At 68.2% G+C, this 26,266-nt stretch carries 22 protein-coding genes; 10 read left to right on the top strand and 12 right to left on the bottom strand.

Annotation, left to right across the window (positions count from 1 at the left end; translation table 11 throughout):
- Nucleotides 1-67: 67 nt before the first annotated feature.
- Together dnaN and dnaA are read right to left on the bottom strand one after the other, a co-directional pair.
- Nucleotides 68-1,198, bottom strand: coding sequence for a DNA polymerase III subunit beta (gene dnaN / locus ACH5AF_RS18190; protein WP_215182558.1), 1,131 nt, complete (start codon nucleotides 1,196-1,198; stop codon nucleotides 68-70).
- Between the two features lie 1,199 nt (nucleotides 1,199-2,397).
- Nucleotides 2,398-4,236, bottom strand: a complete 1,839-nt coding sequence (gene dnaA, locus ACH5AF_RS18185; RefSeq protein ID WP_398902638.1) for a chromosomal replication initiator protein DnaA — start codon at nucleotides 4,234-4,236, stop codon at nucleotides 2,398-2,400.
- A gap of 361 nt (nucleotides 4,237-4,597) precedes the next feature.
- Between dnaA and rpmH the strand changes: the two genes are divergently transcribed.
- From rpmH to ACH5AF_RS18140, 9 genes are all read left to right on the top strand, one after another.
- Nucleotides 4,598-4,735, top strand: a complete 138-nt coding sequence (gene rpmH / locus ACH5AF_RS18180; RefSeq protein WP_018846094.1) for a 50S ribosomal protein L34 — start codon at nucleotides 4,598-4,600, stop codon at nucleotides 4,733-4,735.
- An 18-nt stretch (nucleotides 4,736-4,753) separates the two neighbouring features.
- Nucleotides 4,754-5,125 carry a ribonuclease P protein component gene (gene rnpA / locus ACH5AF_RS18175; RefSeq protein WP_398902637.1) on the top strand — a complete coding sequence of 124 codons (372 nt, stop codon included), beginning with the start codon at nucleotides 4,754-4,756 and terminating at the stop codon, nucleotides 5,123-5,125.
- The gene (yidD, locus tag ACH5AF_RS18170) at nucleotides 5,122-5,484 is read left to right on the top strand and encodes a membrane protein insertion efficiency factor YidD (protein ID WP_398902636.1); all 363 of its coding nucleotides are present in this window, start codon (nucleotides 5,122-5,124) and stop codon (nucleotides 5,482-5,484) included. The genes rnpA and yidD overlap by 4 nt, the downstream gene beginning before the upstream one ends.
- Before the next feature lie 3 nt (nucleotides 5,485-5,487).
- A complete protein-coding gene (yidC, locus tag ACH5AF_RS18165; protein WP_398902634.1) occupies nucleotides 5,488-6,777 on the top strand; it encodes a membrane protein insertase YidC in 1,290 nt (429 codons plus the stop codon).
- Between the two features lie 14 nt (nucleotides 6,778-6,791).
- Nucleotides 6,792-7,301: a protein jag gene (locus ACH5AF_RS18160; RefSeq protein WP_398902633.1), complete on the top strand. Its 510-nt coding sequence runs from the start codon at nucleotides 6,792-6,794 to the stop codon at nucleotides 7,299-7,301.
- A 111-nt stretch (nucleotides 7,302-7,412) separates the two neighbouring features.
- The gene (gene rsmG / locus ACH5AF_RS18155; protein WP_398902632.1) at nucleotides 7,413-8,129 is read left to right on the top strand and encodes a 16S rRNA (guanine(527)-N(7))-methyltransferase RsmG; all 717 of its coding nucleotides are present in this window, start codon (nucleotides 7,413-7,415) and stop codon (nucleotides 8,127-8,129) included.
- Between the two features lie 249 nt (nucleotides 8,130-8,378).
- Nucleotides 8,379-9,452 carry a ParA family protein gene (locus tag ACH5AF_RS18150; protein ID WP_398902631.1) on the top strand — a complete coding sequence of 358 codons (1,074 nt, stop codon included), beginning with the start codon at nucleotides 8,379-8,381 and terminating at the stop codon, nucleotides 9,450-9,452.
- Complete coding sequence (locus tag ACH5AF_RS18145; RefSeq protein WP_398902630.1) at nucleotides 9,449-10,549, top strand: ParB/RepB/Spo0J family partition protein; 1,101 nt, start codon at nucleotides 9,449-9,451, stop codon at nucleotides 10,547-10,549. Before ACH5AF_RS18150 ends, ACH5AF_RS18145 begins: the two co-directional genes overlap by 4 nt.
- Nucleotides 10,550-10,856: 307 nt before the next feature.
- Nucleotides 10,857-11,474 (top strand): GNAT family N-acetyltransferase, encoded by a 618-nt coding sequence (locus ACH5AF_RS18140; RefSeq protein ID WP_215182391.1) that lies wholly within the window; start codon nucleotides 10,857-10,859, stop codon nucleotides 11,472-11,474.
- A gap of 100 nt (nucleotides 11,475-11,574) precedes the next feature.
- Here the strand turns inward: ACH5AF_RS18140 and trxA are convergent, their stop codons facing one another.
- The 7 genes from trxA to ACH5AF_RS18105 all read right to left on the bottom strand — a co-directional run bounded on the left by trxA (nucleotide 11,575) and on the right by ACH5AF_RS18105 (nucleotide 21,105).
- On the bottom strand, nucleotides 11,575-11,907 hold the full coding sequence (gene trxA, locus ACH5AF_RS18135) for a thioredoxin (RefSeq protein WP_398902629.1): 333 nt from the start codon (nucleotides 11,905-11,907) through the stop codon (nucleotides 11,575-11,577).
- 49 nt (nucleotides 11,908-11,956) lie between these two features.
- A complete protein-coding gene (gene trxB / locus ACH5AF_RS18130) occupies nucleotides 11,957-12,931 on the bottom strand; it encodes a thioredoxin-disulfide reductase (RefSeq protein ID WP_398902628.1) in 975 nt (324 codons plus the stop codon).
- 123 nt (nucleotides 12,932-13,054) lie between these two features.
- Complete coding sequence (locus ACH5AF_RS18125) at nucleotides 13,055-13,960, bottom strand: hypothetical protein (protein ID WP_398902627.1); 906 nt, start codon at nucleotides 13,958-13,960, stop codon at nucleotides 13,055-13,057.
- Nucleotides 13,957-14,661 (bottom strand): RNA polymerase sigma factor SigM, encoded by a 705-nt coding sequence (gene sigM / locus ACH5AF_RS18120; RefSeq protein WP_398902626.1) that lies wholly within the window; start codon nucleotides 14,659-14,661, stop codon nucleotides 13,957-13,959. The genes ACH5AF_RS18125 and sigM overlap by 4 nt, the downstream gene beginning before the upstream one ends.
- Before the next feature lie 30 nt (nucleotides 14,662-14,691).
- Complete coding sequence (locus tag ACH5AF_RS18115) at nucleotides 14,692-16,437, bottom strand: serine/threonine protein kinase (protein ID WP_398902625.1); 1,746 nt, start codon at nucleotides 16,435-16,437, stop codon at nucleotides 14,692-14,694.
- A 120-nt stretch (nucleotides 16,438-16,557) separates the two neighbouring features.
- Complete coding sequence (gene murJ / locus ACH5AF_RS18110) at nucleotides 16,558-18,705, bottom strand: murein biosynthesis integral membrane protein MurJ (protein WP_398902624.1); 2,148 nt, start codon at nucleotides 18,703-18,705, stop codon at nucleotides 16,558-16,560.
- Nucleotides 18,706-18,750: 45 nt separating this feature from the next.
- Complete coding sequence (locus tag ACH5AF_RS18105; RefSeq protein ID WP_398902623.1) at nucleotides 18,751-21,105, bottom strand: DUF6049 family protein; 2,355 nt, start codon at nucleotides 21,103-21,105, stop codon at nucleotides 18,751-18,753.
- A gap of 182 nt (nucleotides 21,106-21,287) precedes the next feature.
- Here ACH5AF_RS18105 and ACH5AF_RS18100 point away from each other — a divergent pair, with 182 nt between their 5' ends.
- Nucleotides 21,288-22,754 (top strand): CCA tRNA nucleotidyltransferase, encoded by a 1,467-nt coding sequence (locus ACH5AF_RS18100; RefSeq protein WP_398902622.1) that lies wholly within the window; start codon nucleotides 21,288-21,290, stop codon nucleotides 22,752-22,754.
- Between the two features lie 90 nt (nucleotides 22,755-22,844).
- Here ACH5AF_RS18100 and ACH5AF_RS18095 read toward each other — a convergent pair whose 3' ends face one another.
- The 3 genes from ACH5AF_RS18095 to ACH5AF_RS18085 form a co-directional block, all read right to left on the bottom strand.
- Entirely contained in the window at nucleotides 22,845-24,113 is a 1,269-nt protein-coding gene (locus ACH5AF_RS18095) for an MFS transporter (RefSeq protein ID WP_398902621.1), read from the bottom strand.
- A gap of 77 nt (nucleotides 24,114-24,190) precedes the next feature.
- Entirely contained in the window at nucleotides 24,191-25,273 is a 1,083-nt protein-coding gene (locus ACH5AF_RS18090; protein WP_398902620.1) for an inositol-3-phosphate synthase, read from the bottom strand.
- A 59-nt stretch (nucleotides 25,274-25,332) separates the two neighbouring features.
- Nucleotides 25,333-26,049 carry a helix-turn-helix transcriptional regulator gene (locus ACH5AF_RS18085; protein ID WP_398902619.1) on the bottom strand — a complete coding sequence of 239 codons (717 nt, stop codon included), beginning with the start codon at nucleotides 26,047-26,049 and terminating at the stop codon, nucleotides 25,333-25,335.
- Nucleotides 26,050-26,266 lie beyond the last annotated feature (217 nt).

Below are 26,266 nucleotides of genomic sequence, written 5' to 3'. Positions count from 1 at the left end.
CCCGCGTCCGAGACTACGCCCGGGCGTGGGTGCACACCTGTGGGGTCAGGCGCTCAGAAGCCGCTGCTCAGCCGCTCAGGCGCACCGGCATGATCAGGTACTTGTACGCCTCGTCCGCCTCCGCGTCCACGGCCGGCCTGCCGCTCAGCAGCGCGGGCTTGGTGGACGTGGTGAAGGAGAGCTGGGCCACCGGCGAGTCGATCGCGCTGAGGCCGTCCAGCAGGAAGGTCGGGTTGAAGGCGATCGAGATGTCGTCACCTTCCAGCTGTGCGTCCACACGCTCCACAGCCTGTGCGTCGTCGCTGGAGCCGGCCTCCAGGATCAGCACGCCCTGCTCGAAGCTGAGGCGCACCGGGGTGTTCCGCTCGGCGACGAGGGCGACACGCTTGACGGCCTCGACGAAGGGCGCGGTCTCGATGACGGCCACCGAGTTGAACTCGGTGGGGAACAGCGTGCGGTACTTCGGCAGGTCACCTTCGAGCAGGCGGGTCGTGGTCCGCCGTCCGGCGCCCTCGAAACCGATCAGCCCCTCACCGGCACCGGAGCCGGACAGCGCCAGCGTGACCGTGTCGCCGCTCGTCAGCGCCTTGGCGGTGTCGAGGAGCGTCTTGGCGGGCACCAGGGCGACGGCCGAGGCGTCCGGGCTCTCGGGCTTCCACAGGAACTCTCGGACCGCGAAGCGGTAGCGGTCGGTGGAGGCCAGGGTGACGGTGTCGCCCTCGATCTCGATCCGCACACCGGTCAGCACGGGAAGCGTGTCGTCACGACCGGCGGCGATGGCGACCTGGGCGGCGGCGGAGGCGAAGACCTCGCCGGGCACGGTGCCGGTCGCGGTCGGCATCTGCGGAAGTGCGGGGTACTCCTCCACAGGCAGGGTGTGGAGCGTGAACCGCGAGGAGCCGCAGACCACGGTCGCCCGTACACCGTCTGTGGAAATCTCCACCGGACGGTTGGGCAGCGCGCGGCAGATGTCGGCGAGCAGGCGGCCGGAGACGAGGACGGTGCCGTCCTCGTCGATCTCCGCCTCCACGGAGACCCGGGCCGAGACCTCGTAGTCGAAGCTGGAGAAGCTGAGGGCGCCGTCCTCCGCCTTCAGAAGAAGGCCTGCGAGTACGGGCGCCGGCGGACGGGCCGGAAGGCTGCGGGCCACCCAGGCCACCGCCTCCGCGAGTACATCGCGCTCCACCCGGATCTTCACCGGAACCGCCTCCTGCTGTTGCTGGCTCGCCCTGCTGGCCTTCGTCGTCGGCTTGATGCCGGAGACCAGTCTGACGCACGGCGCCGACAGTCGGTGCGGGTCGGGGTCAAGTCTCGCCAAGAGGTACGGGGCGCTCCGGGCTCGAGTTGTGCACAGGCCCGGCTTCCAAGCGAATTTCCCGGTAACTCTGAGTGGGAGTAGTAGTAGGGCCTGTGGAAACCGTGGATAACGTCGTCCGCGCAGGTCAGGGCACGTTTTTTGTCCACTGCGCCTGTGGGCGGGAACCGTGGACAACCCTGTGCTTCTGTGGACACCGAAAAGTTCTGCACACCCGATGCACAGCCCACGGGGACTTCTCCCCAGTGCCGTCCCCAGCTTTACCCACGTTCCCCACAGGCCAACCCACCTCCGTGGTGTGACGCCTTTCACTCGACCCGGTGAGCGGGGGTGTTGGGTTGCCGAACAGTGGACAGGGGTGGGGAAAAGCTGTGGGCAACGGAGCCCTGCCTGTGGGCTGCCGGTGGACAACGTGGATCAAGGTCTGTGCACGATTTCCCTGTCCACAGACTGTGGAGGGCGTCCGGCCACAAATCCACAACTGGCTGACCTGGCCCGACATCTGCCGCACAGGCTTGCCTGTGGATCGAATATGGACAACTTCCCGGTCCCCAGGTTGTGGACGGAAGATCGTGACCAGTTCTGTGGAGAACGGGCAGCGGCCGGGTGGTATTCGAACACGATCTTCCGGGGGGGAAGCGCGGGGGGCCGTGCGCCGTGAGGGTCCCGGACTGCTCGCGTGCCGACGGTGAGGCTCCCGGGGACGTCCGGCGAGGACTCACGGGCCTGCGTCGCGCTGCCTGCGGCGGGGGCCGGGGCGCGCCCGGCGGGCTCAGGCATGAGCCGGCGCGAATGCGGGTCTCCGGTTCGGCGGGCTCCGACGCCGCTCCGGCAGGTGCCGCCGGGTGCGGCGAGGACATCCGCTCTCCGGATTGGTGGGCACCGCGGGCCCGCCTCTGGCGACGCTCCGGCGGGGGCAGTGGGTCTCCGGTCGGCGGCTCCGGCTCCCTCCGGCGGGTGCCGGCGGGAGCCGTGGGGACTCGGTGGCCACCGCGCGGCTCCGGCAGGGGCCCCGGGGACGCCGAAGGCGCCCGCGGGATCTCGTCCCGTGGGCGCCTTCGCAGGCCGTGCCGGCGGCTGGGTCAGCCGTTCTTGATGCGGTTGGTGAGCTCGGTGACCTGGTTGTAGATGGACCGCCGCTCCGCCATCAACGCCCGGATCTTGCGGTCCGCGTGCATCACGGTCGTGTGGTCGCGCCCGCCGAACTGCGCGCCGATCTTCGGCAGCGACAGATCGGTGAGTTCGCGGCACAGGTACATCGCGATCTGGCGCGCCGTCACCAGAACACGGCTACGCGAGGACCCACACAGATCCTCGACCGTGAGGCCGAAGTAGTCCGCTGTGGCCGCCATGATCGCCGTTGCGGTGATCTCCGGGGCCGCGTCCTCGCCGCCGGGGATCAGGTCCTTGAGCACGATCTCGGTGAGACCGAGGTCCACCGGCTGCCGGTTGAGCGAGGCGAACGCCGTCACCCGGATCAGCGCGCCCTCCAGTTCACGGATGTTCCGCGAGATGCGGGACGCGATGAACTCCAGTACCTCCGGCGGGGCGTTGAGCTGCTCCTGCACGGCCTTCTTGCGCAGGATCGCGATACGCGTCTCCAACTCGGGCGGCTGTACGTCGGTGGTCAGACCCCACTCGAAGCGGTTGCGGAGCCGGTCCTCCAGGGTCATGAGCTGCTTGGGCGGCCGGTCCGAGGACAGGACGATCTGCTTGTTGGCGTTGTGGAGGGTGTTGAAGGTGTGGAAGAACTCCTCCTGTGTCGACTCCTTGCTCGCCAGGAACTGGATGTCGTCGACGAGAAGGATGTCGACGTCCCGGTAGCGCTTGCGGAAGGTGTCGCCCTTGCCGTCGCGGATCGAGTTGATGAACTCGTTGGTGAACTCCTCCGAGCTCACGTACCGCACCCGGGTCCCCGGGTAGAGGCTGCGGGCGTAGTGCCCGATGGCGTGCAGCAGATGCGTTTTTCCGAGCCCTGACTCCCCGTAGATGAAAAGGGGGTTGTACGCCTTGGCCGGCGCCTCGGCCACCGCGACGGCGGCCGCGTGCGCGAACCGGTTGGACGCGCCGATGACGAACGTGTCGAAGAGGTACTTGGGGTTCAGCCGGGCATGCGGCTCGCCGGGGCCGGGCGCCGGCGAGGGCTTGGCACCGAGCGGTCCGGGTGCGCCTGACGGGCCGCCGCGGTGCGGGGCCTGCGACTCGGGGAGCTGACGCTCGGGGCGCGGGTCGTACTGCTGGCGCTCGGGCGGCTGCCGGTAGTCGTGCTGCGACCGTCCGGGCGGTGCTGAGGCGTAAGGATCACGCTCCTGGAAACCACCGAGACGGGGCTGCTGCCAGTTGAGGTCTTCCTGGATCCGCGGCCAGGCGCCGGGCTCGGGTCGCTGCTGCTGGTACTCGGGGTACGACGGGCGCACGTTCGGCAGGCCGTCGTCCGGTGAAGGGTGGTGGCCGTAGCCGCTGTCATAGGGGGAGCCGCCCTGGCGCCTGGTCTCGTACGCGTCGCCGCCCTGGCGCGGTCCGTCGTACGCGTCGCTCTGGCGGGAGCCGTCGTATGCGTTCCCGTTCTGGCGCGGCTCGTCGTGCTGCGGCCCTTGATACCGGGGCTGCTGCTGAGAAGGCGGCGACTGGGGGGCCGGCCCTTCACCCACGGAGTCGTCGACGGTGATCGCGATCCGGATCGGGCGGCCGCACTCACGGCTCAGCGTCTCGCTGATCAGCGGGGCGAGCCGGCCCTCGAGCACGCGCTTGCCCCACTCGTTGGGTACGGCGAGCAGCGCGGTGTCGGCGACGAGTGCGAGAGGCTGGCAGCGCTCGATCCACTGCTTGTCCTTGGGCTCGACGCCCTGCTGGCCCTCATCGAGGAGCTGCTCCAGCACTCGTGGCCACACTGCGGCAAGATCGGCAGGTACATCAGCCACAAGGCACGCTCTCTCACAGGTCCCACTGAATGTGTGGTTCTCGGGACGGGATGGGAAGACAGGCAGGAAAGGAATCCGAGTTCAGCCACGGTAGTCAGGCCGAGCCGTACGGTTCAAGTTGTTGTCCACAGCCTGTGTACAGCGGGGTCCGTCATCGACCTGGTTTGACCGGATGGCGTAGCCGCGCGTACCGTAACCAGGTCGAGTTGTCGATGGCTGCTGCCGCCTGCCTCCGATGGGCAAAGATCACGGTCTGTGATTGTGAAGCGGTGCACTCGGGCGTAATCGCGAGCTACTCGTGGGCGCACGGTGACAGCCAGGCGATGTCCCGCCATCAACGAATCATTTCTGGAGCCCCCGAGTGAGCAAGCGCACCTTCCAGCCGAACAACCGTCGTCGTGCGAAGACCCACGGTTTCCGCCTGCGCATGCGTACCCGTGCCGGTCGCGCCATCCTGGCGAACCGTCGCAGCAAGGGTCGCGCCAACCTGTCCGCCTGATCGCGTACAGGTCGTGACGTGCTGCCTACCGAGAATCGGCTGAGGCGGCGCGAGGACTTCGCGACTGCGGTACGCCGAGGACGCCGGGCCGGGCGCCCGCTCCTCGTCGTCCATCTACGCAGCGGTGCTACGGACCCGCACGCGCCTGGGGAGAGCGCTTCCCCGACGTGTGCGGGTTTCGTCGTGAGCAAGGCCGTGGGCGGAGCTGTCGTACGCAACAGGGTCAAGCGGAGACTGCGCCACCTCATGCGCGATCGGCTGTCCGAGCTGCCCCCCGGTAGCCTGGTGGTCGTACGGGCGCTGCCCGGTGCGGGCGACGCCGACCATGCACAGCTGGCCCGAGACCTGGACGCCGCTCTGCAGCGGCTGCTGGGAGGGGGCGCGCGATGAAGTACCCACTGCTGGCACTGATCAAGATCTATCAGTGGACGATCAGCCCGCTGTTGGGGCCTGTCTGCAGGTACTACCCGTCGTGCTCCCACTACGGATACACGGCCATCGACCGGCACGGCGCGGTCAAGGGCACGGTGCTGACCGCCTGGCGCATCCTGCGGTGCAACCCGTGGTCGCCGGGCGGCGTGGACTACGTGCCGGAGCGCGAGCGCCCGCGGTGGCACGAAATGCTGCGCAACGCCTTGCGCGGCGACAGCAAGGGCGGGGACTCCGCCGCTGATCTGCCTGCCCCGGGGCCTGCCTCCGCATCCCAGGGCCCGGCCGCAGAGACCTCGCCCAATGCTCAAGGAGCCTGATTAGTGGACACGATTGCCAGTCTGTTCAGTTTTATCACCACGCCTGTCTCGTGGATCATCGTCCAGTTCCACAGTCTCTACGGGGCGATCTTCGGCCCGGACACGGGATGGGCCTGGGGACTGTCCATCGTGTCGCTGGTGATCCTCATCCGGATCTGCCTGATCCCGCTCTTTGTGAAGCAGATCAAGTCGACGCGGAACATGCAGGCGCTCCAGCCGAAGATGAAGGCGATCCAGGAGCGCTACAAGAGCGACCGACAGCGTCAGTCCGAAGAGATGATGAAGCTGTACAAGGAGACCGGGACCAACCCGCTCTCCTCGTGCCTTCCGATCCTCGCGCAGTCGCCGTTCTTCTTCGCGCTGTACCACGTGCTCAGCAAGATCGCCTCGGGTGACGAGATCGGCGTGCTGAACAAGAGCCTCGTCGACAGCGCGCGTGAGGCGCACATCTTCGGTGCTCCCATCGCGGCCAAGTTCATGGACGACCCGTCGAAGGTGGAGGCGCTCTACGCTTCGCTGACCGACGTGCGCATCGTCACCGCGATCATGATCATCATGATGTCCGCGTCGCAGTTCTACACGCAGCGCCAGCTGATGCAGAAGAACGTCGACCTCACGGTCAAGACGCCGTACATGCAGCAGCAGAAGATGCTGATGTACATCTTCCCGGTGATCTTTGCCGTCATGGGCATCAACTTCCCGGTCGGTGTCCTCGTCTACTGGCTGACCACCAACGTGTGGACCATGGGTCAGCAGATGTACGTCATCAACCAGAACCCGACCCCGGGCAGCAAGGCCCAGGACCACTACCTGCAGCGCCTGCTCAAGAGCGTCGTCGCGCACGGCGAGGTCCGCTCGCGGCGCAAGCGCACCGTCGTCCAGTCCATCGTGGCCAAGGGGACGGACCGCAACGACAACGAGCGCCGTTTCATCACCGGGCTGGCCAAGGCGGGTCTGGCCGCCCAGGCGGACGGCACCGTGGCCAAGAGTGAGACGGCGGTGGCCGAGGCCGAGAGTGGCAGCGGCGCTCAGCGGCGCCAGCAGCCCAAGCGGCAGAGCAAGGCACGGCGCCAGACCGCGGTCGCCACCCCGGGTACGGCCAAGGACACCGAAGGCCCGGCCGAGTCCACGTCCAAGACGTCGCTGCAGAAGGAAGGGTCCGCCGAGGGCACCAAGCCCAAGGCCGGCGGTGGCAAGGCCACCGGATCCGCCCGCCAGGCCAAGCCCGGACAGGCCAAGTCCGGACAGCGCAAGGGCCAGCAGCGCCCCAAGCACCCGTCGTCCAAGAAGTAAGAAGGAGTCCATCCGTGACGGAAGGCACCATCTCCGCCGCCGAGGGTGGCGACACCCTGACCCGCCTCGAGCAGGAAGGGGAGATCGCGGCTGACTACCTCGAGGGTCTGCTCGACATCGCCGACCTCGACGGTGACATCGACATGGACGTCGAGGCGGACCGAGCTGCGGTCTCGATCATCAGTGAGGCGGGCAGCCGGGACCTGCAGAAGCTCGTGGGCCGGGACGGCGAGGTCCTCGAAGCCCTCCAGGAGCTGACGCGCCTGGCCGTGCACCGCGAGACCGGTGACCGCAGCCGCCTCATGCTCGACATCGCCGGTTTCCGGGCGAAGAAGCGCACCGAGCTGGCCGAGCTCGGCGCCAAGGCGGCCAACGAGGTCAAGACCACCGGTCAGCCGGTCAAGCTCGACCCCATGACGCCCTTCGAGCGCAAGGTCGTCCACGACGCGGTCGCGGCCGCGGGGCTGCGCAGCGAGTCCGAGGGCGAGGAGCCTCAGCGCTTCGTCGTCGTACTCCCTGCCTGACCCCAATGTTCCGTCGGCCCCGTCTGTTCGCAGGCGGGGCCGATCTTTGTCAGCCTGAATAGTCAGCCACCACAGCCCCGAGCGGCAGTGCGGTACGGAAGGACGGTTCCCGTGACGGAGGCAGCAGAGCTTCCCCAGGCGCCCGAGGCGGCGCGGACGGTATTCGGAGAGCTCTTTCCGGAGGCCGTGCGGTATGCGGAGCTGCTCGCGGATGCGGGGGTCAAGCGAGGTCTGATCGGTCCGCGTGAGGTGCCCCGACTGTGGGAGCGCCACCTGCTGAACTGCGCCGTGCTCTCCGAGGTCGTCCCGCAGGGGGTGACGGTGTGCGACGTCGGCTCGGGCGCCGGGCTTCCGGGTATCCCGCTGGCACTCGTCCGGCCGGACCTCAAGATCACCCTTCTCGAACCCCTGCTGCGGCGTACGAACTTTCTCCAGGAAGTCGTCGAGCTGCTGGGCCTCGACCATGTGACCGTGGTCCGTGGCAGGGCAGAGGAAATGCTGGGCAAGGTGCCTCCGGTGCACGTGGTGACGGCGCGGGCCGTGGCACCGCTGGACCGGCTGGCCGGCTGGGGAGTCCCCCTGCTTCGTCCCTATGGCGAGATGCTGGCACTCAAGGGCGACACCGCGGAGGAGGAGCTCCAGGGCGCTCGGGCCGCGCTGAGCAAGCTCGGGGTGGTGGAGACGTCCGTTCTCCATGTCGGTGAAGGAATCGTCGACCCGCTGTCCACCGTCGTACGGGTCGTGGTGGGTGAGAGCCCGGGCGGTGTGAGGTTCGCCGCGAAGCGCGCGAAGGCCGCAAGGACGAGCCGTACGCGCCGTCGGCGCTGATCCGTTGGTCCGCTGAGCCATACAAGCTTCCATACGTACACATTTCGGAGTGTCGTCCCGGTTCGGTCATGCGGCGCGTGCATCGTGTTTCACGTGAAACGTCGCTCACTGCTGCAGGGAATCATCAGCCGCGGCCGTGCGGCCGCCCCGGTAAAGGGCCGCAAGCCCCTCGTGCGGGCCACCGAGTTGTCCACAGAGGTGGATTCCTCCACAGAACCACGGGCCTCGCTGGTTCACGACCCCGAAAGCATGGCAGGCTCTCCTCATCGCGAGCCTGAAGTCGAGGAGAGTGAATCCTTGCGGTCCGACGCCAATATCGCGGGACCGATGACCGATCCGGTCCCCGGTCCCCGTACCGAGTCCCCGGGGGAGGATGTTTCACGTGAAACACCGCCGCCCATGGACGACACCCCCATCGGCCGCGCTGCACAGCTGGCCGTGGAGGCGCTGGGGCGTGCCGGTGAGGGGCTGCCCCGACCTGAGCAGACACGCGTCATGGTTGTCGCCAACCAGAAGGGCGGCGTAGGGAAGACCACCACGACGGTCAACCTCGCCGCCTCGCTCGCCCTGCACGGAGCGCGCGTTCTCGTGGTCGACCTCGACCCTCAGGGCAACGCCTCCACGGCGCTGGGTATCGATCACCATGCGGAAGTCCCCTCGATCTATGACGTCCTGGTGGAGAGCAGGCCCCTCGCCGAGGTGGTCCAGCCCGTCCCCGACGTCGAAGGACTCTTCTGCGCTCCCGCCACCATCGATCTCGCCGGTGCGGAGATCGAGCTGGTGTCGCTGGTGGCGCGGGAGAGCAGACTTCAGCGCGCCATCCAGGCGTACGAGCAGCCGCTGGACTACATCCTCATCGACTGCCCGCCGTCGCTCGGCCTGCTGACCGTCAACGCACTGGTCGCCGGTGCCGAAGTCCTCATCCCCATCCAATGCGAGTACTACGCGCTGGAAGGGCTGGGTCAGCTGCTGCGTAACGTGGACCTGGTGCGAGGACACCTGAACCCCTCGCTTCACGTCTCGACGATCCTGCTCACCATGTACGACGGCCGGACCCGGCTCGCCTCGCAGGTGGCGGAGGAGGTGCGCACCCACTTCGGGGACGAGGTCCTGCGGACGAGCATTCCGCGGTCCGTACGTATCTCGGAGGCACCGAGCTACGGGCAGACGGTGCTCACCTACGATCCGGGTTCGAGTGGCTCCCTGTCGTACCTCGAAGCCGCCCGCGAGATCGCGCTCCGAGGCGTAGGGATCCACTACGACCCGCAGCATGCCCACGCGGCTCAGAACAATCAGCAGAACATCTCGGAGGGGATCCAGTGAGCGAGCGACGTAGAGGATTGGGGCGTGGTCTCGGTGCGTTGATCCCCGCTGCGCCCCAGGAGAAGCAGGTGCCCCTGTCGTCGGGTGCCACCGCCTCTTCGGTGGCGGCTCCGGTGCTGACCACGGACCGCGGGGTGGCGGCGGCCAAGGTCGCCACCCTCCCGGCGGCTGCCACGCCCCTGGACGCGGCCGGGAGCACCGTGGACCACGACGAGGCATCGCGCCCGAGCGAGCCGGCGGGAGCGCACTTCGCGGAGGTGCCGCTCGACGCGATCACCCCCAATCCGCGCCAGCCCCGCGAGATCTTCGACGAAGACGCTCTCGCCGAGCTGATCACCTCCATCAAAGAGGTCGGACTCCTCCAGCCCGTTGTCGTACGGCAGTTGGGGCCGGACCACTACGAGCTCATCATGGGTGAGCGCCGCTGGCGGGCCTGCCGCGAGGCCGGCCTGGAGCGGATCCCCGCGATCGTCCGGCACACCGAGGACGAGAAGCTTCTTCTGGACGCCCTGCTGGAGAACCTCCACCGGGCGCAGCTGAATCCGCTGGAGGAGGCAGCTGCCTACGACCAGCTGCTGAAGGACTTCAACTGCACCCATGACCAGTTGGCCGACCGCATCGGTCGCTCGCGTCCGCAGGTCTCCAACACGCTGCGGCTGCTCAAGCTTTCACCGCCTGTGCAGCGCAGGGTCGCTGCCGGCGTTCTGTCCGCGGGGCACGCGCGGGCGCTGCTCTCCGTCGATGACTCGGACGAGCAGGACCGGCTGGCCCACCGCATCGTGGCCGAGGGGCTCTCGGTGCGGGCGGTCGAGGAGATCGTCACTCTGCTCAACTCGGGGCCCAAGAGCACGCCCAAGCCGAAGGGGCCGCGAGCGGGGAACCGGCTGTCCCCCGCGCTCAGTGATCTCGCCTCCCGGCTCTCGGACCGCTTCGAGACGCGGGTGAAGGTCGACCTCGGGCTGAAGAAGGGGAAGATCGTCGTCGAGTTCGCGTCGATAGACGATCTGGAGAGGATCCTGGGCACGCTGGCCCCTGGTGAGGGGCGAGTCCTGGAGAAGGGGTTGGGCGACGAGCCCGCCGAGGGCGAAGACGTCTGAAGCGTTCGATCGCCGCCATCGGTAGGGCGGGGCGTGTTCCGGTTCAGGGAACACGCCCCGCCCTTTGCCGTGGTGCGGTATCCGTGTCGCGGCTGGGTGGATACGATGCGTTCTGGTATGACGCATCCACCTTGAGCCACCTCAGAGGGAGGGCGGGGGCCATGCGAGCGGTGAGCCGCAGCCAACTGGTGACAGCGGGTCTGGGACTTGGGGCAGTAGGCGGATTCGTCAGCAGCCTGCTTCGGGAGCGGAGCGCGCTGGCAGCCGCGCGAAGCGCGGCACATCAGGGAAGTGAGGATGAGCCTCCATGGGGCGTCGAGTCGTACCGCTCACGCTGGACAACCTTTCAGACCTTCCCCAGCGCTGTCGTGCGTGTGTCTTCTGGGAGCTTGACCCGGTCAGCGGCGAGGCAGCGGTAAAGGCGGGGACGCCAGAGCTCGAGAAGGAAGCCTGGATCTCGGCCGTCCTCCTCGACTGGGGCTCGTGCGGCCGCGTCGTCTATGTCGATGATGTCCCGGTGGGCTTCGTTCTCTACGCGCCACCTGCCTATGTGCCCCGCTCCATGGCCTTTCCGACGAGCCCGGTCGCTGCGGACGCGGTTCAGCTCATCACCGCCTGGGTCATGCCCGGCTATCAGGGCCAGGGGTTGGGGCGGGTGATTGTGCAGACCGTCGCCAAGGACTTGTTGCGGCGAGGCTTTCGCGCGATCGAGGCATTCGGGGACGCTCGGTGGAAGGAGCCCGCATGCGTACTGCCCGCAGACCATCTGCTCGCGGTGGGCTTCAAGACGGTTCGACCGCATCCGACGCACCCCCGGCTGCGGCTGGAGCTTCGGACGACGCTCTCCTGGAAGGAAGACGTCGAGCTGGCTCTGGACCGGTTGCTGGGCGCGGTCCAGAAGGAGCCGGCGCTGCGCCCGCTGTGAGGCCGACAGGCCCCCGGGTGACGCCGACAAGAGAAATGGGCTCATCCCCGAGGTGGGGATGAGCCCATGCGACGTTTCACGTGAAACATCGAGGCGATGACTACTCGCCGATGAAGCCCTCGAGGTCGCGAACGATCGCGGCCTTCGGCTTGGCGCCGACGATGGTCTTGGCCACCTCGCCGTTCTGGTACACGTTCAGCGTCGGGATGGACATGACGCCGTACTTCGCCGCGGTGGCCGGGTTCTCGTCGATGTTGAGCTTCACGACCTGGATCTTGTCGCCGTGCTCGGCCGCGATGGCCTCAAGCGACGGCGCGATCTGGCGGCAGGGGCCGCACCAGGCGGCCCAGAAGTCCACCAGTACGGGCTTGTCGCTCTTGAGGACGTCCTCTTCGAAAGAGTCGTCGGTCACGTTCTTCAGGTCGCCGGCCACGGCGTCCTCCTTACTTCTTTGCGGGGTGTAGGGGAATGCGGTTCTCGGGTCAGACCACAGGGGTCTTCTCGGGCTCGGCGACCTTCTCGCTGTCCGAGAGGGCGGCGAGGAAGCGCTCGGCGTCCAGGGCGGCGGAGCAGCCCGTGCCGGCGGCCGTGATGGCCTGGCGGTAGGTGTGGTCGACGACATCGCCCGCGGCGAAGACGCCGGTCAGGTTGGTGCGCGTGGAGGGCGCGTCGACCTTGAGGTAGCCCTCGTCATCGAGCTCGAGCTGTCCCTTGAACAACTCGGTCCGCGGGTCGTGGCCCACGGCGATGAACAGGCCGGTGACGGCGAGCGGCGAGGTCTCTCCCGTCTTGGTGTTGCGCAGGGTCAGACCGGTGAGCTTCGGGTCGCCGTGGATCTCCGCGACCTCGCTGTTCCAGGCGAACGAGATCTTCGGGTCGGCGAAGGCGCGCTCCTGCATCGCCTTGGAGGCGCGCAGCGTGTCACGACGGTGGACGATCGTGACGGACCTGGCGAAGCGCGAGAGGAATGTGGCCTCCTCCATGGCGGTGTCGCCGCCGCCGACGACGGCGATGTCCTGGTCCTTGAAAAAGAACCCGTCACACGTGGCGCACCAGGAGACGCCGCGTCCGGAGAGAGCGTCCTCGTTCGGCAGACCCAGCTTGCGGTGCTGCGAGCCGGTGGTGACGATCACGGCCTTCGCGCGGTGCACGGTACCGGCAGTGTCCGTGACGGTCTTGATCTCGCCCGTGAGATCGACGGCCACGACATCGTCGGGAACGAGCTCGGCACCGAAGCGCTCGGCCTGGGCGCGCATGTTGTCCATCAGATCCGGACCCATGATGCCGTCGCGGAAGCCGGGGAAGTTCTCCACATCGGTCGTGTTCATCAGTGCGCCACCGGCGGTGACGGCACCCTCGAACACCAGCGGCTGCAACGAAGCGCGCGCGGTGTAGAGCGCGGCCGTGTAGCCCGCGGGCCCGGAGCCGATGATGATCACGTTGCGGACGTCGCTCACGGGTATTTTCCTCGTCTCTGCAGACTGCCTACTGCCTACGGGGCGGGTTACAAGGTCTCACCCCACCCAACGGATCCTACGGGGCTTGCATTCCCGGGACTCGAAGCGGCACAGGCAAGGCCGTCAGTGGTGAGGGTAGGTCTCCGTGTGCAGCAGTTTCCCCGCACCCGCGGCGGCGTTGCCGACGCATGCCGCATCGATGACATACGCCTGGACCCGCGTTGCGTCGGTGGGGTGCGCCATCACGACGAGGTAGGCGTCGACGCCCGCGTATCGGCCCTGCTCGAAGGCAAGGGGGCGGTCAGACCGGCCGGTCCCCTGCTGGATGCACGACGGCACTGAGGTTTCCGGCGAGCTCCTGGGCGAGACCGGGGAGGTCTCGGCGTCGAGCGAGGGTGCCTTCTCGATCCTCGGCTCGGCCTGGTAGGCCGCCGCGAGCAGCGTTTGCACCCGGTCCTGGATCGACGTCCCCGAGAACTCTCCGGTCCCGGCGCTGACGCTGGCCTCCTTGGCGGTGCCGGAGTCGCTCCCCGACTGCGTCTGCACGGACTGGAGGATCAGGACGCTGACCCCGACGGCAGCAGCGCCGAAGACGGCGCCGAGCACGGCCACCCGCCGGCGGCGGGTCCGACGGTTGCGTCCGAGGCCGGTCGCGCCACGCGAGTGCCCTGCGGGCCGGTCCGCGGCAGGAGGGTTCGTGTCCGCCGCGGGCTCCGGCGGCGTCGCTGTTTCACGTGAAACATACGCGGCATCGGCGGGCGCGCTGGCATCGAGGACTGCCTCCGCCGCCAGGGCGGCATCGATTCGGCCGGCGATGTCGGCGGGCATGCGTGCCGCGCCTGGGAGGGTCCCCAGGAGCCCTCGGATCTCTTCCAGCGAACTCAGGACGTCCGCGCACAGAGAGCAGTCTTCGAGGTGGTGGCGCACGTCGGCTGCGCGGGAGGGAGGAAGAAGACCTTCGCTGAGGTCGGAGATCTCTGAGACGTCCGGGTGCTGTGTGGTGTCGGCCCTGTCGCTCGAGGATGTCACGCGCGCCCACCTCCGCCCTTCACAGCCGCTGGACCGTTCGGTCCGGTCTTTCTTGCTCCCGACTCCGGTGGGACGGATGTCCCCGGCGTCCGGTTCCTTCCCCCGCTGACGTCGGGGTCATCCCCGCTCTCTGTACGGAGGTGGGTGAGCATGGGCAGCAGTCGGGCTCGTCCCCGGGCGCACCGGCTCTTGATCGTTCCGGTGGGTACGTCGAGGACTCGTGCGGCTTCGGCGACGGGGTAACCCTGCATGTCCACCAGCACGAGTGCGGCCCGCTGATCAAGCGGCAGCTTGGCCAGTGCCGCCAGGAGCTCGCGATGGAGGTCCTGGCGCTCGGCGGGCGCCTCGGCGGACTCGTGGGGCTCCAGCAGCTGTTCCAGTCGCTCGGTGTCGTCGACAGGAGAGGTCTTGCGGGAGGCCGCTTTGCGGGCCCGGTCGAGGCAGGCGTTCACGGTGATGCGGTGCAGCCATGTGGTGACGGCGGACTGGCCGCGGAAGGTGTGGGCGGCGCGGAAGGCGGAGACGAGGGCGTCCTGGACGGCGTCCGCGGCCTCCTCCCTGTCCCCCAGGGTGCGCAGCGCCACGGCCCACAGCCGGTCGCGGTGGCGCCGCACGAGCTCACCGAAGGCATCCGGGTCCCCGGCGACGTGGCGGGCCAGAAGATCCTGGTCGCCCGCGTCGCCGAGTGTGGCGTCGTCCAACGGTGAGCCCCCTCCCCGCTTCGTTCTCCGTCAGCCGGTGAACGTGACGTCCGTGATGCCTTGCTTGTAACCGGTACCGCTGTACTCGTCGTTCGACGAGTGCGGCATCGCGGTCATCCAGAGCAGGACATAACGGCTTGTCACCGGCTTCTTGGCCGTCAACGTGAGTGCCGATCCGCTGGTCTGTCCGGAGGCGATCTGTGTCATGGAGGCCACCGGGCCGGACGGCGACAGTGAATCAGCGGCGTAGAGGCTGATCGTGGTGTGATCTCCGCTGTAACGCAACGCTATGGACGCGTTGGAGACGCCCTTCTCAGAGCCCAGGTCGAAGACAATGCCCACACCCTGTTTCACCGACGGAGCGAATTCCGGTCCGTCGAAGTAGCTCTTGGTCCGCCAGTACGTGGTGCTGTCGCCGTCGTGGGCGGCACCGACGTTCCCCGCGTTCTGGGGAGCGCCGTCCGGGGCGTACTCCTGTGCCGACTGCACGGCCAGGGGGACGGGAGCCTTGGGCTTCTCGTTCTCGCCGCCCGTGATGGACGTCTGAGAGGTCTGGGGCTCCTCGGAACCGTTCTCCTGGCCCAGCAGCGTGTCGGCCACCTGCCAGCTGCCGAGGCCCAGCGCCGCGATGAGGAGCGCGGACACGGCCCACTTCAGTGCCTTGCCGGTACGGCTCTCGAGCGGGGCGGGCGGTGTGGGCGCCGTCTGGGTGACGCCCATGCCCGGTCGTGCGGCCGGGCGGCCGTAGTTGCCCTGCTGGTAGGTGGTGCGCTGGTACTCGGGCGGCGCGGTGAACGAAGGCTCCGGCGGCCGGATGCGCGGCATCGCGGCGACCGCCTTCGCCAGTTCGTCCGGCGTGGTGCACGGCGGCTCCTGGCGGGATGCGGTGGCACCGTCGTTGACGAGAGCACGCATGGCCAGTTCGGACAGTCCGCGATGGACGCCGGCGCGTACCTGGTCGGGTGCGACAAGACCGACGCCCTTGGGGAGCCCCGAGAGGCCGTACGCATCGCTCTCGTACGGCCAGCGCTGGGTGAGCGCGGCGTACAGCAGGGCGCCGATCGCCTCGGTGTCGGTGCGCTGAGGACGCTCGGCGGAGATGCCGCGCAGCGCTGCGTTCACCGCGAGGCCGCGGATGCGGTACTGCCCGGTGGACGTCCGCAGAACCGCGCCGGGGGTGAGCCGGAGATGTGCGAGCCCCTCGCGGTGGGCCGCGGCCATGGCCAACGACACCTGCTCGACGAGCTGGTAGGCGTCGTGCGGTTCCAGAGGGCCGGCGGCCAGCAGCGTGGTCAGCTCGACGGCGTCGGGGAGCCATTCGTGGACGACGTAGACGAGGTCGTTCTCCTCGACGGCGTCGAGGACCTGGACGAAGCGCGGGTCGCCGAGAAGGGCTGATGAGCGGGCGGCCGCGAGAACGGACCGGGCCCTGGGGTGGTCGGCGGGCAGGAGGTGGACGCCGACGGCTCGGCGCAGTTTCTCGTCGACGGCACGCCAACTGCTGAAACCGTCCAGACGGGTGACGCATTCCTCCAGGCGGTAGCGTCTGGCGAGTTTGTGGCCGCTGTGCAGTTCAGGTGTCGAGTGGGAGAGCTCCCCGCCCTTTGCCGCGCTCTTCGTTCCGGTCTTCGCCTCGCCGTCCTCAGGTGCGGTCGTCTCCGCCGTCTTCTGGGATTCTGCCGCCCCGTCGGTCGTGGCCTTACCCGCCTGTGCGGTCAGCGGTTCGTCCCCGCCGTTGTCGGCCACGTCGACGGCAGCCGTGCTACGTTCCGCCACCGTCGTTCCTGCCTCCCCATCCGTTGCGCCGTATCCAAACGCCATGCCAATTGTGCCCACAGTCGGACGCTATGCACGACACGCGACGTCCGACGATGGTTGTGCCAGGGCCGGTCCGTCCTAGCGGCCGAGACGTCCTCGGACCATGCCGACCATGGCGTTGAGTTCCGCGATGCGCATCCTCTTCGCCGCGACGAAGAAGACGCCCAGCAGTACGGCTCCGCCGACGACCAGTGCCACCACCGAGCCGCCCGCGCCGCTGCCCAGTACTGTGATGACGCCGAAGGCGGCCGTACCGCCCGCGATCGCGGCCGGTACGGAGGCCATGCAGAGCCGTGCGTAGGTCCGCATCACATGCGGGCCGTCCAGATCGCCGCTGAGGCGCTTCTTGAGCCGTCGCCAGGCGACTCCGACACCCACCGCGTAGGCGAATCCGTAGGAGGCGCCCATGCCGACAACGGCCCATTGGGCGGGCAGCAGCACGTAACAGAGGGTGGAGGCACCGGCGTTGACCGCGGCGACGATGACCGTGTTGTAGAACGGGGTCCGGGTGTCCTCGTACGCGTAGAAGCCGCGGAGCACGACGTACTGCACGGAGTAGGGGATCAGGCCGAGACCGAAGGCCATCAGGATGAAGCCCATGCCCCGGGCGGCCTCCTGGCCGCTGGACGCGAAGAGCAGCGTGGACATCGGGACGCCCAGCGCGAGGAACGCGAAGGAGACCGGGACGATGGCGACCGCGGAGTTGCGAAGCCCCTGGGAGATGTCGTCCCGTACGGCACCCGGATCGTCGTCGTGCGCGGCGCGGGAGATCCGCGGCAGGAGGGCGGCCATCACGGAGACGGTGATGATGGCCTGGGGCATGCCCCAGATGAGCTGGGCGTTGGTGTAGGCGATGAAGCCCGCGCCCTGCTTGCCCGAGGCCTCACCGGCCGCGGTGGCGAGCTGGGTGACGACGAGCACTCCGGCCTGGTTGGCGAGAACGAAGAGCACCGTCCACTTGGCCAGCTTCACCGTCTTACCCAGGCCGTGGCCCTTCCAGTCGAACCGCGGACGGAAGCGGAAGCCGGTCTCACGCAGGTACGGAATCATCGCCAGCGCCTGGACGACCAGGCCGAGCAGGGTTCCGATGCCGAGGAGACGGACGCCTTCCGGCGGGATCGTCTGCACACCCATCTGTGATTCGGCCGAGGTGCCGTACACCCAGATGAAGAGGCCGAACGTGGTGATCATGACGATGTTGTTGAGGACCGGGGTCCACATCATCGCGCCGAACTTGCCGCGGGCGTTGAGGATCTGGCCCATGACCACATGGATGCCCATGAAGAAGATCGTGGGCAGGCAGTAGCGGGCGAAGGTGACGGCGACACTGTTGGCCGCCTGGTCGCTCGCGATGGTGTCCGACATCAGCCGGATCAGCAGCGGCGCGGCGAACACGGCAAGGGCGACGATGGCGCCCAGCGCCACCATCACCAGGGTGAGCAGGCGGTTGGCGTAGGCCTCGCCGCCGTCCTCGTCGTTCTTCATCGCCCGCACCAACTGCGGCACGAAGACAGAGTTCAGCCCGCCGCCCACGGTGAGGATGTAGATCATCGTCGGCAGGGTGTACGCGACGGTGTACGTGTCACCCAGGAAAGCCGCACCCAGCGCCGCGGTGATCACCAGGCTGCGGACAAAGCCGGTGAGACGGGAGACCAGTGTGCCCGCCGCCATCACGGCGCTGGACCTCAGCAGACCGGAGGCCTTCCCGGCCGGCTTCTTCGGCGGGGGCGCCGCGGGCACGGGTTCGGCCGGAGCCGGTTGCGCCGAGGTCTGCTGGTCCCGGAAGAGGTGGGCGAACGCGTCGGGTTCCGGAGTCTTGTCGCCGGCGCGGGTGACGAGATCGTCCACGCCGGTGAACTCGGTGGTCCTGGCCGCGTCCCCGTAGGGGAGATGGCGCAAGGGCCCCTCCGGCTCGGGCGGCGGCGTCTGGGCCCAGACGCGGGGGTCGGGGGCGTACGCGGAGGCAGGAGGCTGCTGGTAGAGCGGCTGCGGTTCCGGGTAGCTGCCCGGAGGCGGTGGAGGGTGTGCCGACCGGTCGTAGAGCGCCTCGGTCACCGGGTCCTGGGCCGAGAGGTCCTGCGACTGGAAGGGGTCGGGGGCGTAGGCGTCCTGGACGTAGGGATCCTGGGAAAACTGATCGGGAGCGGGCTGATGCGGCGGCGGGACCTGGCCGGCCGGGTCTGCACCCGTGCCTTGGCCGCGGTCACCGTCGTACGGCGCGTTCATCACTACCCCACCTCATCGTCCCCGGCCGACCGGCCACCACATCGCTCAACGGTCCACTTTCTCACCAGCGCCCGACGGGGCGCCGCTTTCGGGTCGGGTTTCCGGTCCCAGGTCACTCGCCTGCCCGCGATCCGGGCCCTCGATGTCACCCCGCGTGCTTTCTGCCCCGTCCGCGTCGGTGTCGTCGCCGACCGATGCTTCCTCGGCCTCCGCAGCCGCCGTCTCCTGGGCGCCGGCGCGCTTGCGCTGGGTGTACATCCTGATGCCGGCGAGCACGAGAAGCAGAACGCCGCCCGCGATCACCAGCATGACCGTCGGTGTGATCTCGGAGACCTTCACCGTGAAGTCCATGGCCTCGCCGTACAGCCTGCCGTCCTGCGTGTAGAGCTGCGCGGTCACCTGGACCTGACCGTTGACATTGGCCGTCGCGGGGAACTTCACCGTCTGGCTGTGGCCGCCGTCGATCTGGACCCGCTGCTCGGCGATGCCCTTGTCGCCGTCGAGGTTCAGACGCGTCGGGTTGTGCGAGGTGAGCCGGAGCACCAGATGGTCGATGCCCTGGACCAGTTCGTTCTGCACAGTGACCGGAATCGTGGCGCTGCGGCCGGAGAGGGTCACATCCGACTTCTCGATCAGCTGGACCTCCTCCGTGAGGTCCCGCAGATAGCTCCGCACGCCATTGCGGTACTGCTGGGCCGCTGCGGGGTTGCCCCGCCAGGAGGCCGACAGCTCGCGGTCTATGGCCCTGCCGAAGGGCGTGTTCACCCGGTCGGCCTGGGTGAGGATGCCCTCGAACATGTCGAGGCCTTCCTGAGTGCCCCTGACGTCCTGGAACGCCTCGACGGGCAGCTCCTGCCTACGGAGCTTGCCCGGGTACTGGGAGGTGCTGGGCACCTTGGTGTTGGCGTCGGCGTCCGGCTTCGCGGCCGCGGCGGAGACCAGGTCCAGCGGCTGGGTCCAGCGCTGGCTGCTGAGTGCCTGGACGGCACGCGCCATGGACTGGGCCTGGGCGGCCGTGGGCACACGCTGGGGGGCGACGACGATGCTGCGCTGTTTGTCCGGGGCCTGATGCAGTACGGCGAGCGACTGGGCGAGGAACTCCTGGACGGCGAGCGTCGAGGTGTCCGACCGGGTCATGTCGCCCTGGAACGCCTTGGAGAGCCGCGAGTCGGCGACGACCGCGGTCGTGCCGCCGCCGATGGGCCGGGCAGCGGTGGGCGTGTAGCCCAGGCTGTCCTGGAGGCTGTCGCTGCGGGCGATCACCTTGTGTGCACCGGCCGACGTGGCCACATCGACGATCGAGGAGTCGATCGCCCCCTCCACGGGCCAGGCGAAGTCGGTCGACGCCTTCACATGGAGGACGGTTTCCACCGTGACCGCGGCGACCTCGGTGGCCGGCTTCAGATGGCTGAGGGAGCCGGAGACGGATTTGCCGCGGTGGGCCAGGGAGGCCAGATCGGGATCGGCGAACGGCAGGGCGACGACCTTGCGGTCCTTCACCGCCGCTTCGAGATCGCTGAGCCAGCGCTTGGCCACGGCCTGGTTCTTGCCGGGGACCGTGGTGTTCCCCTTCTTGACCTGGTAGTCCCGTGTCATGGCGTCCACGGTGGCCAGCAGGTCGGGATCGATCACCCAGGTGACCGGCAGCTCACCGCCGAGGGAGACGAGCTGATCGAGGCGGCCACCGGTGGACAGTTCGGCTGCCAGCGACTCGTCCTCGAAGACGGGTGTCTGCTGCTCGTCGGAGCCCGTCTCGGAGGTGAGATGGGTGGAGGAGATCAGCGGCCACAGGTAGGTCAGACGCGTCTTCTTCTCCGCCGCCTCCGGCTGCCACGGCAGGAAGGTGCGCTCGATGCCCAGCACCTGGTCGAACGGCAGGCTCGCGGTCTGACCGGAGAGCGAGACCCCGAGCTGGTAGACGCCGCCGTCCTCGTCGAGGTCGAGCTCGTCGGCGGGGACGGAGAGCCGGAAGTCATGGCTGATGCCGGAGGCGAGCCGTGGGATCTCGACCGTGTACTTGTCGTCGATCTCCGGGCCGTCGAGGCCCGGGTAGTAACCGGTGCGCTCCGCGGCACGGTCGATGGAGGTCCGACCGGACAGCTTCTGCCCCACCCGCAGATCGACGTGTGCCTCCGTGATCGTCTGCTTGCCCTTGTTGATCACCGTGCCGGAGATGGTGATCGTGTCCTTCTTGCCCGGTGCCGAGGGCGTGAACGTGTCGAGAGACACATCGACCGTCCGCGATCCGGTGGCGTCCTGCGCGGCATGTACAGCCGGCGCCGCGGGGCCGCCGAGCAGCCCGGCCACGAGAGGTACGCCGGTGAGCAGGGAGGCTGAGCGACGCAGCCACCGGCGGGCAGGAGAAGTACGCATCCCCTGGAAGTCTGCCGCCTCGGCCACGCGCTCGCCCGTCCCTCGTCGTCTGCTTGCCGGTGGTGGTTCTCTGGTTCTTGCGTCCACGCATGGTAACGAGGCCCGCTGTGTCGAAGTGCCGCGGAGTGCATCACAAGATCGCAAGGGTCTGCCAGGGCCGCCGTAAACCGGGGCGCTCCGGTCGGCCCGGGCACGTACCCTTTTCTGTTGTGCCGAACGCCAATGAAGACAACCCCAACGCCCTGAACCAGGTGCAACGCCGCGCGGTGAGCGAATTGCTGCGGGTGTCCCCGGTCGCCGACGATCTTGCCCGCCGTTTCCAGGAGGCCGGGTTCAGTCTCGCCCTGGTCGGGGGGTCGGTACGTGACGCACTTCTCGGCCGGCTCGGCAACGATCTCGACTTCACGACGGATGCTCGGCCCGAGGACGTATTGAAGATCATCCGGCCGTGGGCGGACTCGGTCTGGGACGTCGGCATCGCCTTCGGCACGGTCGGCTCGCAGAAGGACGGCCGGGTCGGGGACGAGGTGCAGCGCTTCCAGATCGAGGTGACCACCTACCGTTCGGAGGCCTACGACCGGACCTCGCGCAAACCCGAGGTGTCCTACGGCGACTCCATCGAGGAAGACCTCGTCCGTCGGGACTTCACGGTGAACGCCATGGCCGTGGCCCTTCCGGAGAAGGTGTTCATCGACCCGCACGGCGGCCTTGAGGACCTCGCGGCGCGCGTGCTCAAGACCCCTGGCACCCCTGAGGAGTCCTTCTCGGACGATCCGCTGCGCATGATGCGCGCCGCCCGATTCGCGGCTCAGCTCGATTTCGAGGTGGCACCCGAGGTGGTGGCCGCCATGAGGGCGATGGCACAGCGCATCGAGATCGTCTCCGCTGAGCGTGTGCGCGACGAACTGAACAAGCTGCTGCTGTCCGCGCACCCCTGCAAGGGGCTGGGGCTGCTCGTGGACACCGGGATCGCCGAGTACGTGATGCCCGAGCTGCCGGCGCTGCGTCTCGAGAGCGACGAACACCACCGCCACAAGGATGTGTACGAGCACTCGCTCACCGTGCTCGAGCAGGCCATCGACCTCGAGGACGACGGTCCGGACCTGGTGCTGAGACTCGCTGCTCTGCTCCACGACATCGGAAAGCCGAGGACACGGCGGTTCGAGACGGACGGGCGCGTCTCCTTCCATCACCACGAGGTGGTGGGAGCGAAGATGGTCAAGAAGCGGATGGCGGCGCTCAAGTACTCGAACGAGATGGTCAAGGACGTCGCGAGGCTCGTCGAGCTGCATCTGCGTTTCCATGGCTACGGCACCGGTGAGTGGACGGATTCGGCGGTGCGGCGCTATGTGCGGGACGCCGGGCCGTTGCTGACCCGGCTGCACAAGCTGACGCGCTCGGACTGCACGACCCGGAACAAGCGGAAGGCCGCTGCACTCTCCCGGGCGTACGACGGGCTGGAAGAGCGCATTGCCCAGTTGCAGGAGCAGGAGGAGCTGGACGCGATCCGGCCGGATCTCAACGGCAACCAGATCCAGGCGATCCTGGGTGTGGGGCCGGGGCCGGTCATCGGCAAGGCGTATGCGTTCCTTCTCGATCTGCGTCTGGAGAACGGGCCGATGGAGCACGATGCCGCCGTTGCCGCGCTCAAGGAGTGGTGGGGGACTCACGGCTGAGTGAGAAACGGGTGCGATGTTTCACGTGAAACATGCGCCCGGGACGACTGTGGCGGGGCGATGTTTCACGTGAAACATCGCCCTGCGGCTTTACGGCATCTCCCCCGCGCGTTTCCAGCGGGCCAGCGTCACCGCGACCACCGCATAGACCACCGCGACCAACCCGACCAGCGGAGCCGATCTGCCGTCCGGGGGCAGCATGAGCGCCGCGATACCGGCCGCTCCGACGAAGCCCACGTTGAACAGCATGTCGTAAAGCGCGAAGATCCGGCCGCGGAAGGCGTCGTCCGTGGTGGTCTGGACGATCGTGTCCGTCGCGATCTTCGCTCCTTGGGTGACGAGCCCCAGAACGAAAGCGGCGGCCAGCATCGGCCAAGGCCTGAAAGGGAGGCCCAGCGCCGGCTCCAGGAGGGCCGCCGCCGCGGCACAGGCCACCATCCAGCCGTACCGGCCGAGGCGTCCGACGCCCGAGGGTGACAGCACGGCAGCGGCGAAGAACCCCGCGCCCGAGAAGGCGAGTGCAAGGCCGAGGAGGGCAAGCCCGTCCGATTCGGTTTCGGACCAGGCGTACCGGCACAGCATCAGCACCATCACGGTGAGTGCTCCGTAGCAGAACCGCATCAGCGTCATGGCTGCCAGCGCATGAGCCGCCGGAGGGCGCTGTGCGAGATGCCGCAGCCCGCCCATCAGCCCGCGTGCCGTGGAGGCGATCGCCACGAGCAGACGGGGCTGGACAAGCTCTGGGGCGGGGCCGAGCAGCTCACGCGCCATGCGCAGCGACGCCATGGCAGAGCAGAGATAGAGCACCGCCCCGAGCAGCACCACCACGGCATCGGAGTCGGCGACGACGAGACGGACAAGAAAGGCCAGCCCGCCGCCCGCGGTGGCGGCCAGGGTCCCTGCGGTGGGCGAGACGGAGTTGGCCATGACGAGGCGGTCGGCGTCGACCACCCGGGGCAGGGCGGCCGACAGCCCGGCCAGGACGAACCGGTTGACGGCCGTGACGGACAGCGCGGAGGCGTAGAGGAGCCAGTCCGGCAACGAGAAAAGGATCAGCAGCGCCGTACCGCCGGCGAGGAGGGCGCGCAGGAGGTTGCCGTAGAGAAGGACCTGTCGGCGCTGCCAGCGATCGAGAAGTACGCCGGCGAAGGGGCCGACGAAGGAGTACGGGAGCAGCAGGACGGCCATGGCGGTGGCGATGGCGGCCGGGGAGGTCTGCCTCTCGGGGGAGAAGACCACGTACGCGGCGAGCGCGACCTGATAGACGCCGTCGGCCGCCTGGGAGAGCAGTCGGACGGCCAGCAGTCGGCGGAAGTCGGACAGGCGCAGTAGTACGCGCAGATCACGTACAGCGGACATGCGAGCAAGCGTCACATACGAGGAGGGTCCCCGGTCCGATGACCCGGGGACCCTCCTCGATCGGACGGGACGAACGCTTAGCGCTCGACCTCGCCCTTGATGAACTTCTCGACGTTCTCCCGTGCCTCGTCGTCGAAGTACTGGACCGGCGGCGACTTCATGAAGTACGAGGACGCGGAGAGGATCGGACCACCGATACCCCGGTCCTTGGCGATCTTCGCGGCGCGCAGGGCGTCGATGATGACACCCGCGGAGTTCGGCGAGTCCCACACCTCGAGCTTGTACTCCAGATTCAGCGGGACGTCACCGAAGGCACGGCCCTCGAGGCGCACGTACGCCCACTTGCGGTCGTCGAGCCAGGCCACGTAGTCCGACGGACCGATGTGGACGTTCTTCTCGCCCATGTCGCGGTCCGGGATCTGCGAGGTGACGGCCTGCGTCTTCGAGATCTTCTTGGACTCCAGGCGCTCGCGCTCCAGCATGTTCTTGAAGTCCATGTTGCCGCCGACGTTCAGCTGCATCGTGCGGTCCAGGATCACGCCCCGGTCCTCGAAGAGCTTCGCCATCACACGGTGGGTGATGGTGGCGCCGACCTGCGACTTGATGTCGTCGCCGACGATCGGTACACCGGCCTCGGTGAACTTGTCCGCCCACTCCTTGGTGCCGGCGATGAACACCGGGAGGGCGTTGACGAAGCCGGCCTTGGCGTCGATGGCGCACTGCGCGTAGTACTTCGCAGCGTCCTCGGAACCGACGGGCAGGTAGCAGACCAGGACGTCGACCTGCTTGTCCTTGAGGATCTGGACGATGTCGACCGGGGCCTCGGGAGACTCCTCGATGGTCTGGCGGTAGTACTTGCCCAGACCGTCCAGGGTGTGGCCGCGCTGCACGGTGACGCCGGTGGACGGCACGTCGCAGATCTTGATGGTGTTGTTCTCGCTGGCGCCGATGGCGTCGGCCAGGTCGAGGCCGACCTTCTTGGCGTCCACGTCGAAGGCGGCCACGAACTCGACGTCACGAACGTGGTAGTCGCCGAACTGGACGTGCATGAGACCCGGCACCTTGGCGGCCGGGTCGGCGTCCTTGTAGTACTCGACGCCCTGCACCAGCGAGGCGGCGCAGTTGCCCACGCCGACGATGGCTACGCGAACCGAACCCATTCCGGTTGCTCCCTGTGTGATCTCGGTATTCCGGATGAAACCCTGCGGAGCGCAGGGCCTCACTTGGCGGTGTCGTCGGACGGATCCGGCGGGGTGGAGCCGTTGGGAGGTGTCCCTCCGGAAGACTCGCCTCCCTGATGCCGGGGCAGGCCGCCCGTCGCTCCTGATGTGTTGTGCTGCTGAGCGGTGCTCTCGGGGGAGGGCCGTCGCTGATCCCGCCCTGCCCGCTCACTCTCGATGAGCTCGTTCAGCCAGCGCACTTCGCGCTCCACGGACTCCATGCCGTGCCGCTGCAGTTCGAGCGTGTAGTCGTCGAGGCGCTCACGGGTGCGGGCGAGAGAGGCGCGCATCTTCTCCAGGCGCTCCTCCAGCCGGCTGCGGCGACCCTCCAGGACCCGCATCCGCACCTCGCGCTCCGTCTGCCCGAAGAAGGCGAATCGCGCTGCGAAGTGCTCGTCCTCCCAGGTGTCGGGGCCGGTGTGCGAGAGCAGCTCCTCGAAGTGCTCCTTGCCTTCCGCCGTCAGCCGATAGACGATCTTGGCGCGTCGCCCCGCCAGTGATGCGGCGAGGGCGTCCTCGGGTGCGTTTCCCGGTTCCTCGATCAACCAGCCGTTGGCGACCAGCGTCTTGAGGCAGGGGTAGAGGGTTCCGTAGCTGAAGGCCCGGAAGATTCCCAGCGAGGTGTTGAGCCGCTTGCGCAGCTCGTACCCGTGCATCGGGGCTTCGCGGAGCAGACCGAGGACGGCGAACTCAAGGATGCCTGAGCGTCTGCTCACTGCCGCCTCCCTTGCCCGTCGGTGCCCGTATGCTCATCCGATGTGTCGTGCTGATGTATCGAGTCGATACATCAGCACGATAGAGCGGACCTCCGCATGCGACAAGGGGGGGCATCGTGAGCGGCGTCACATCATCAATTCGTTGGTGGCCGGTTGCCTGATATGGGGTGAACTTCAGGGCTCGGGGGTTTTGACCGTGCGTAGTCTGTGCGGCATG

It is taken from the genome of Streptomyces sp. NPDC018833 (assembly GCF_044390825.1).
Lineage (GTDB): Bacteria > Actinomycetota > Actinomycetes > Streptomycetales > Streptomycetaceae > Streptomyces.
This window is presented reverse-complemented; position numbering and strand designations above follow the sequence as displayed.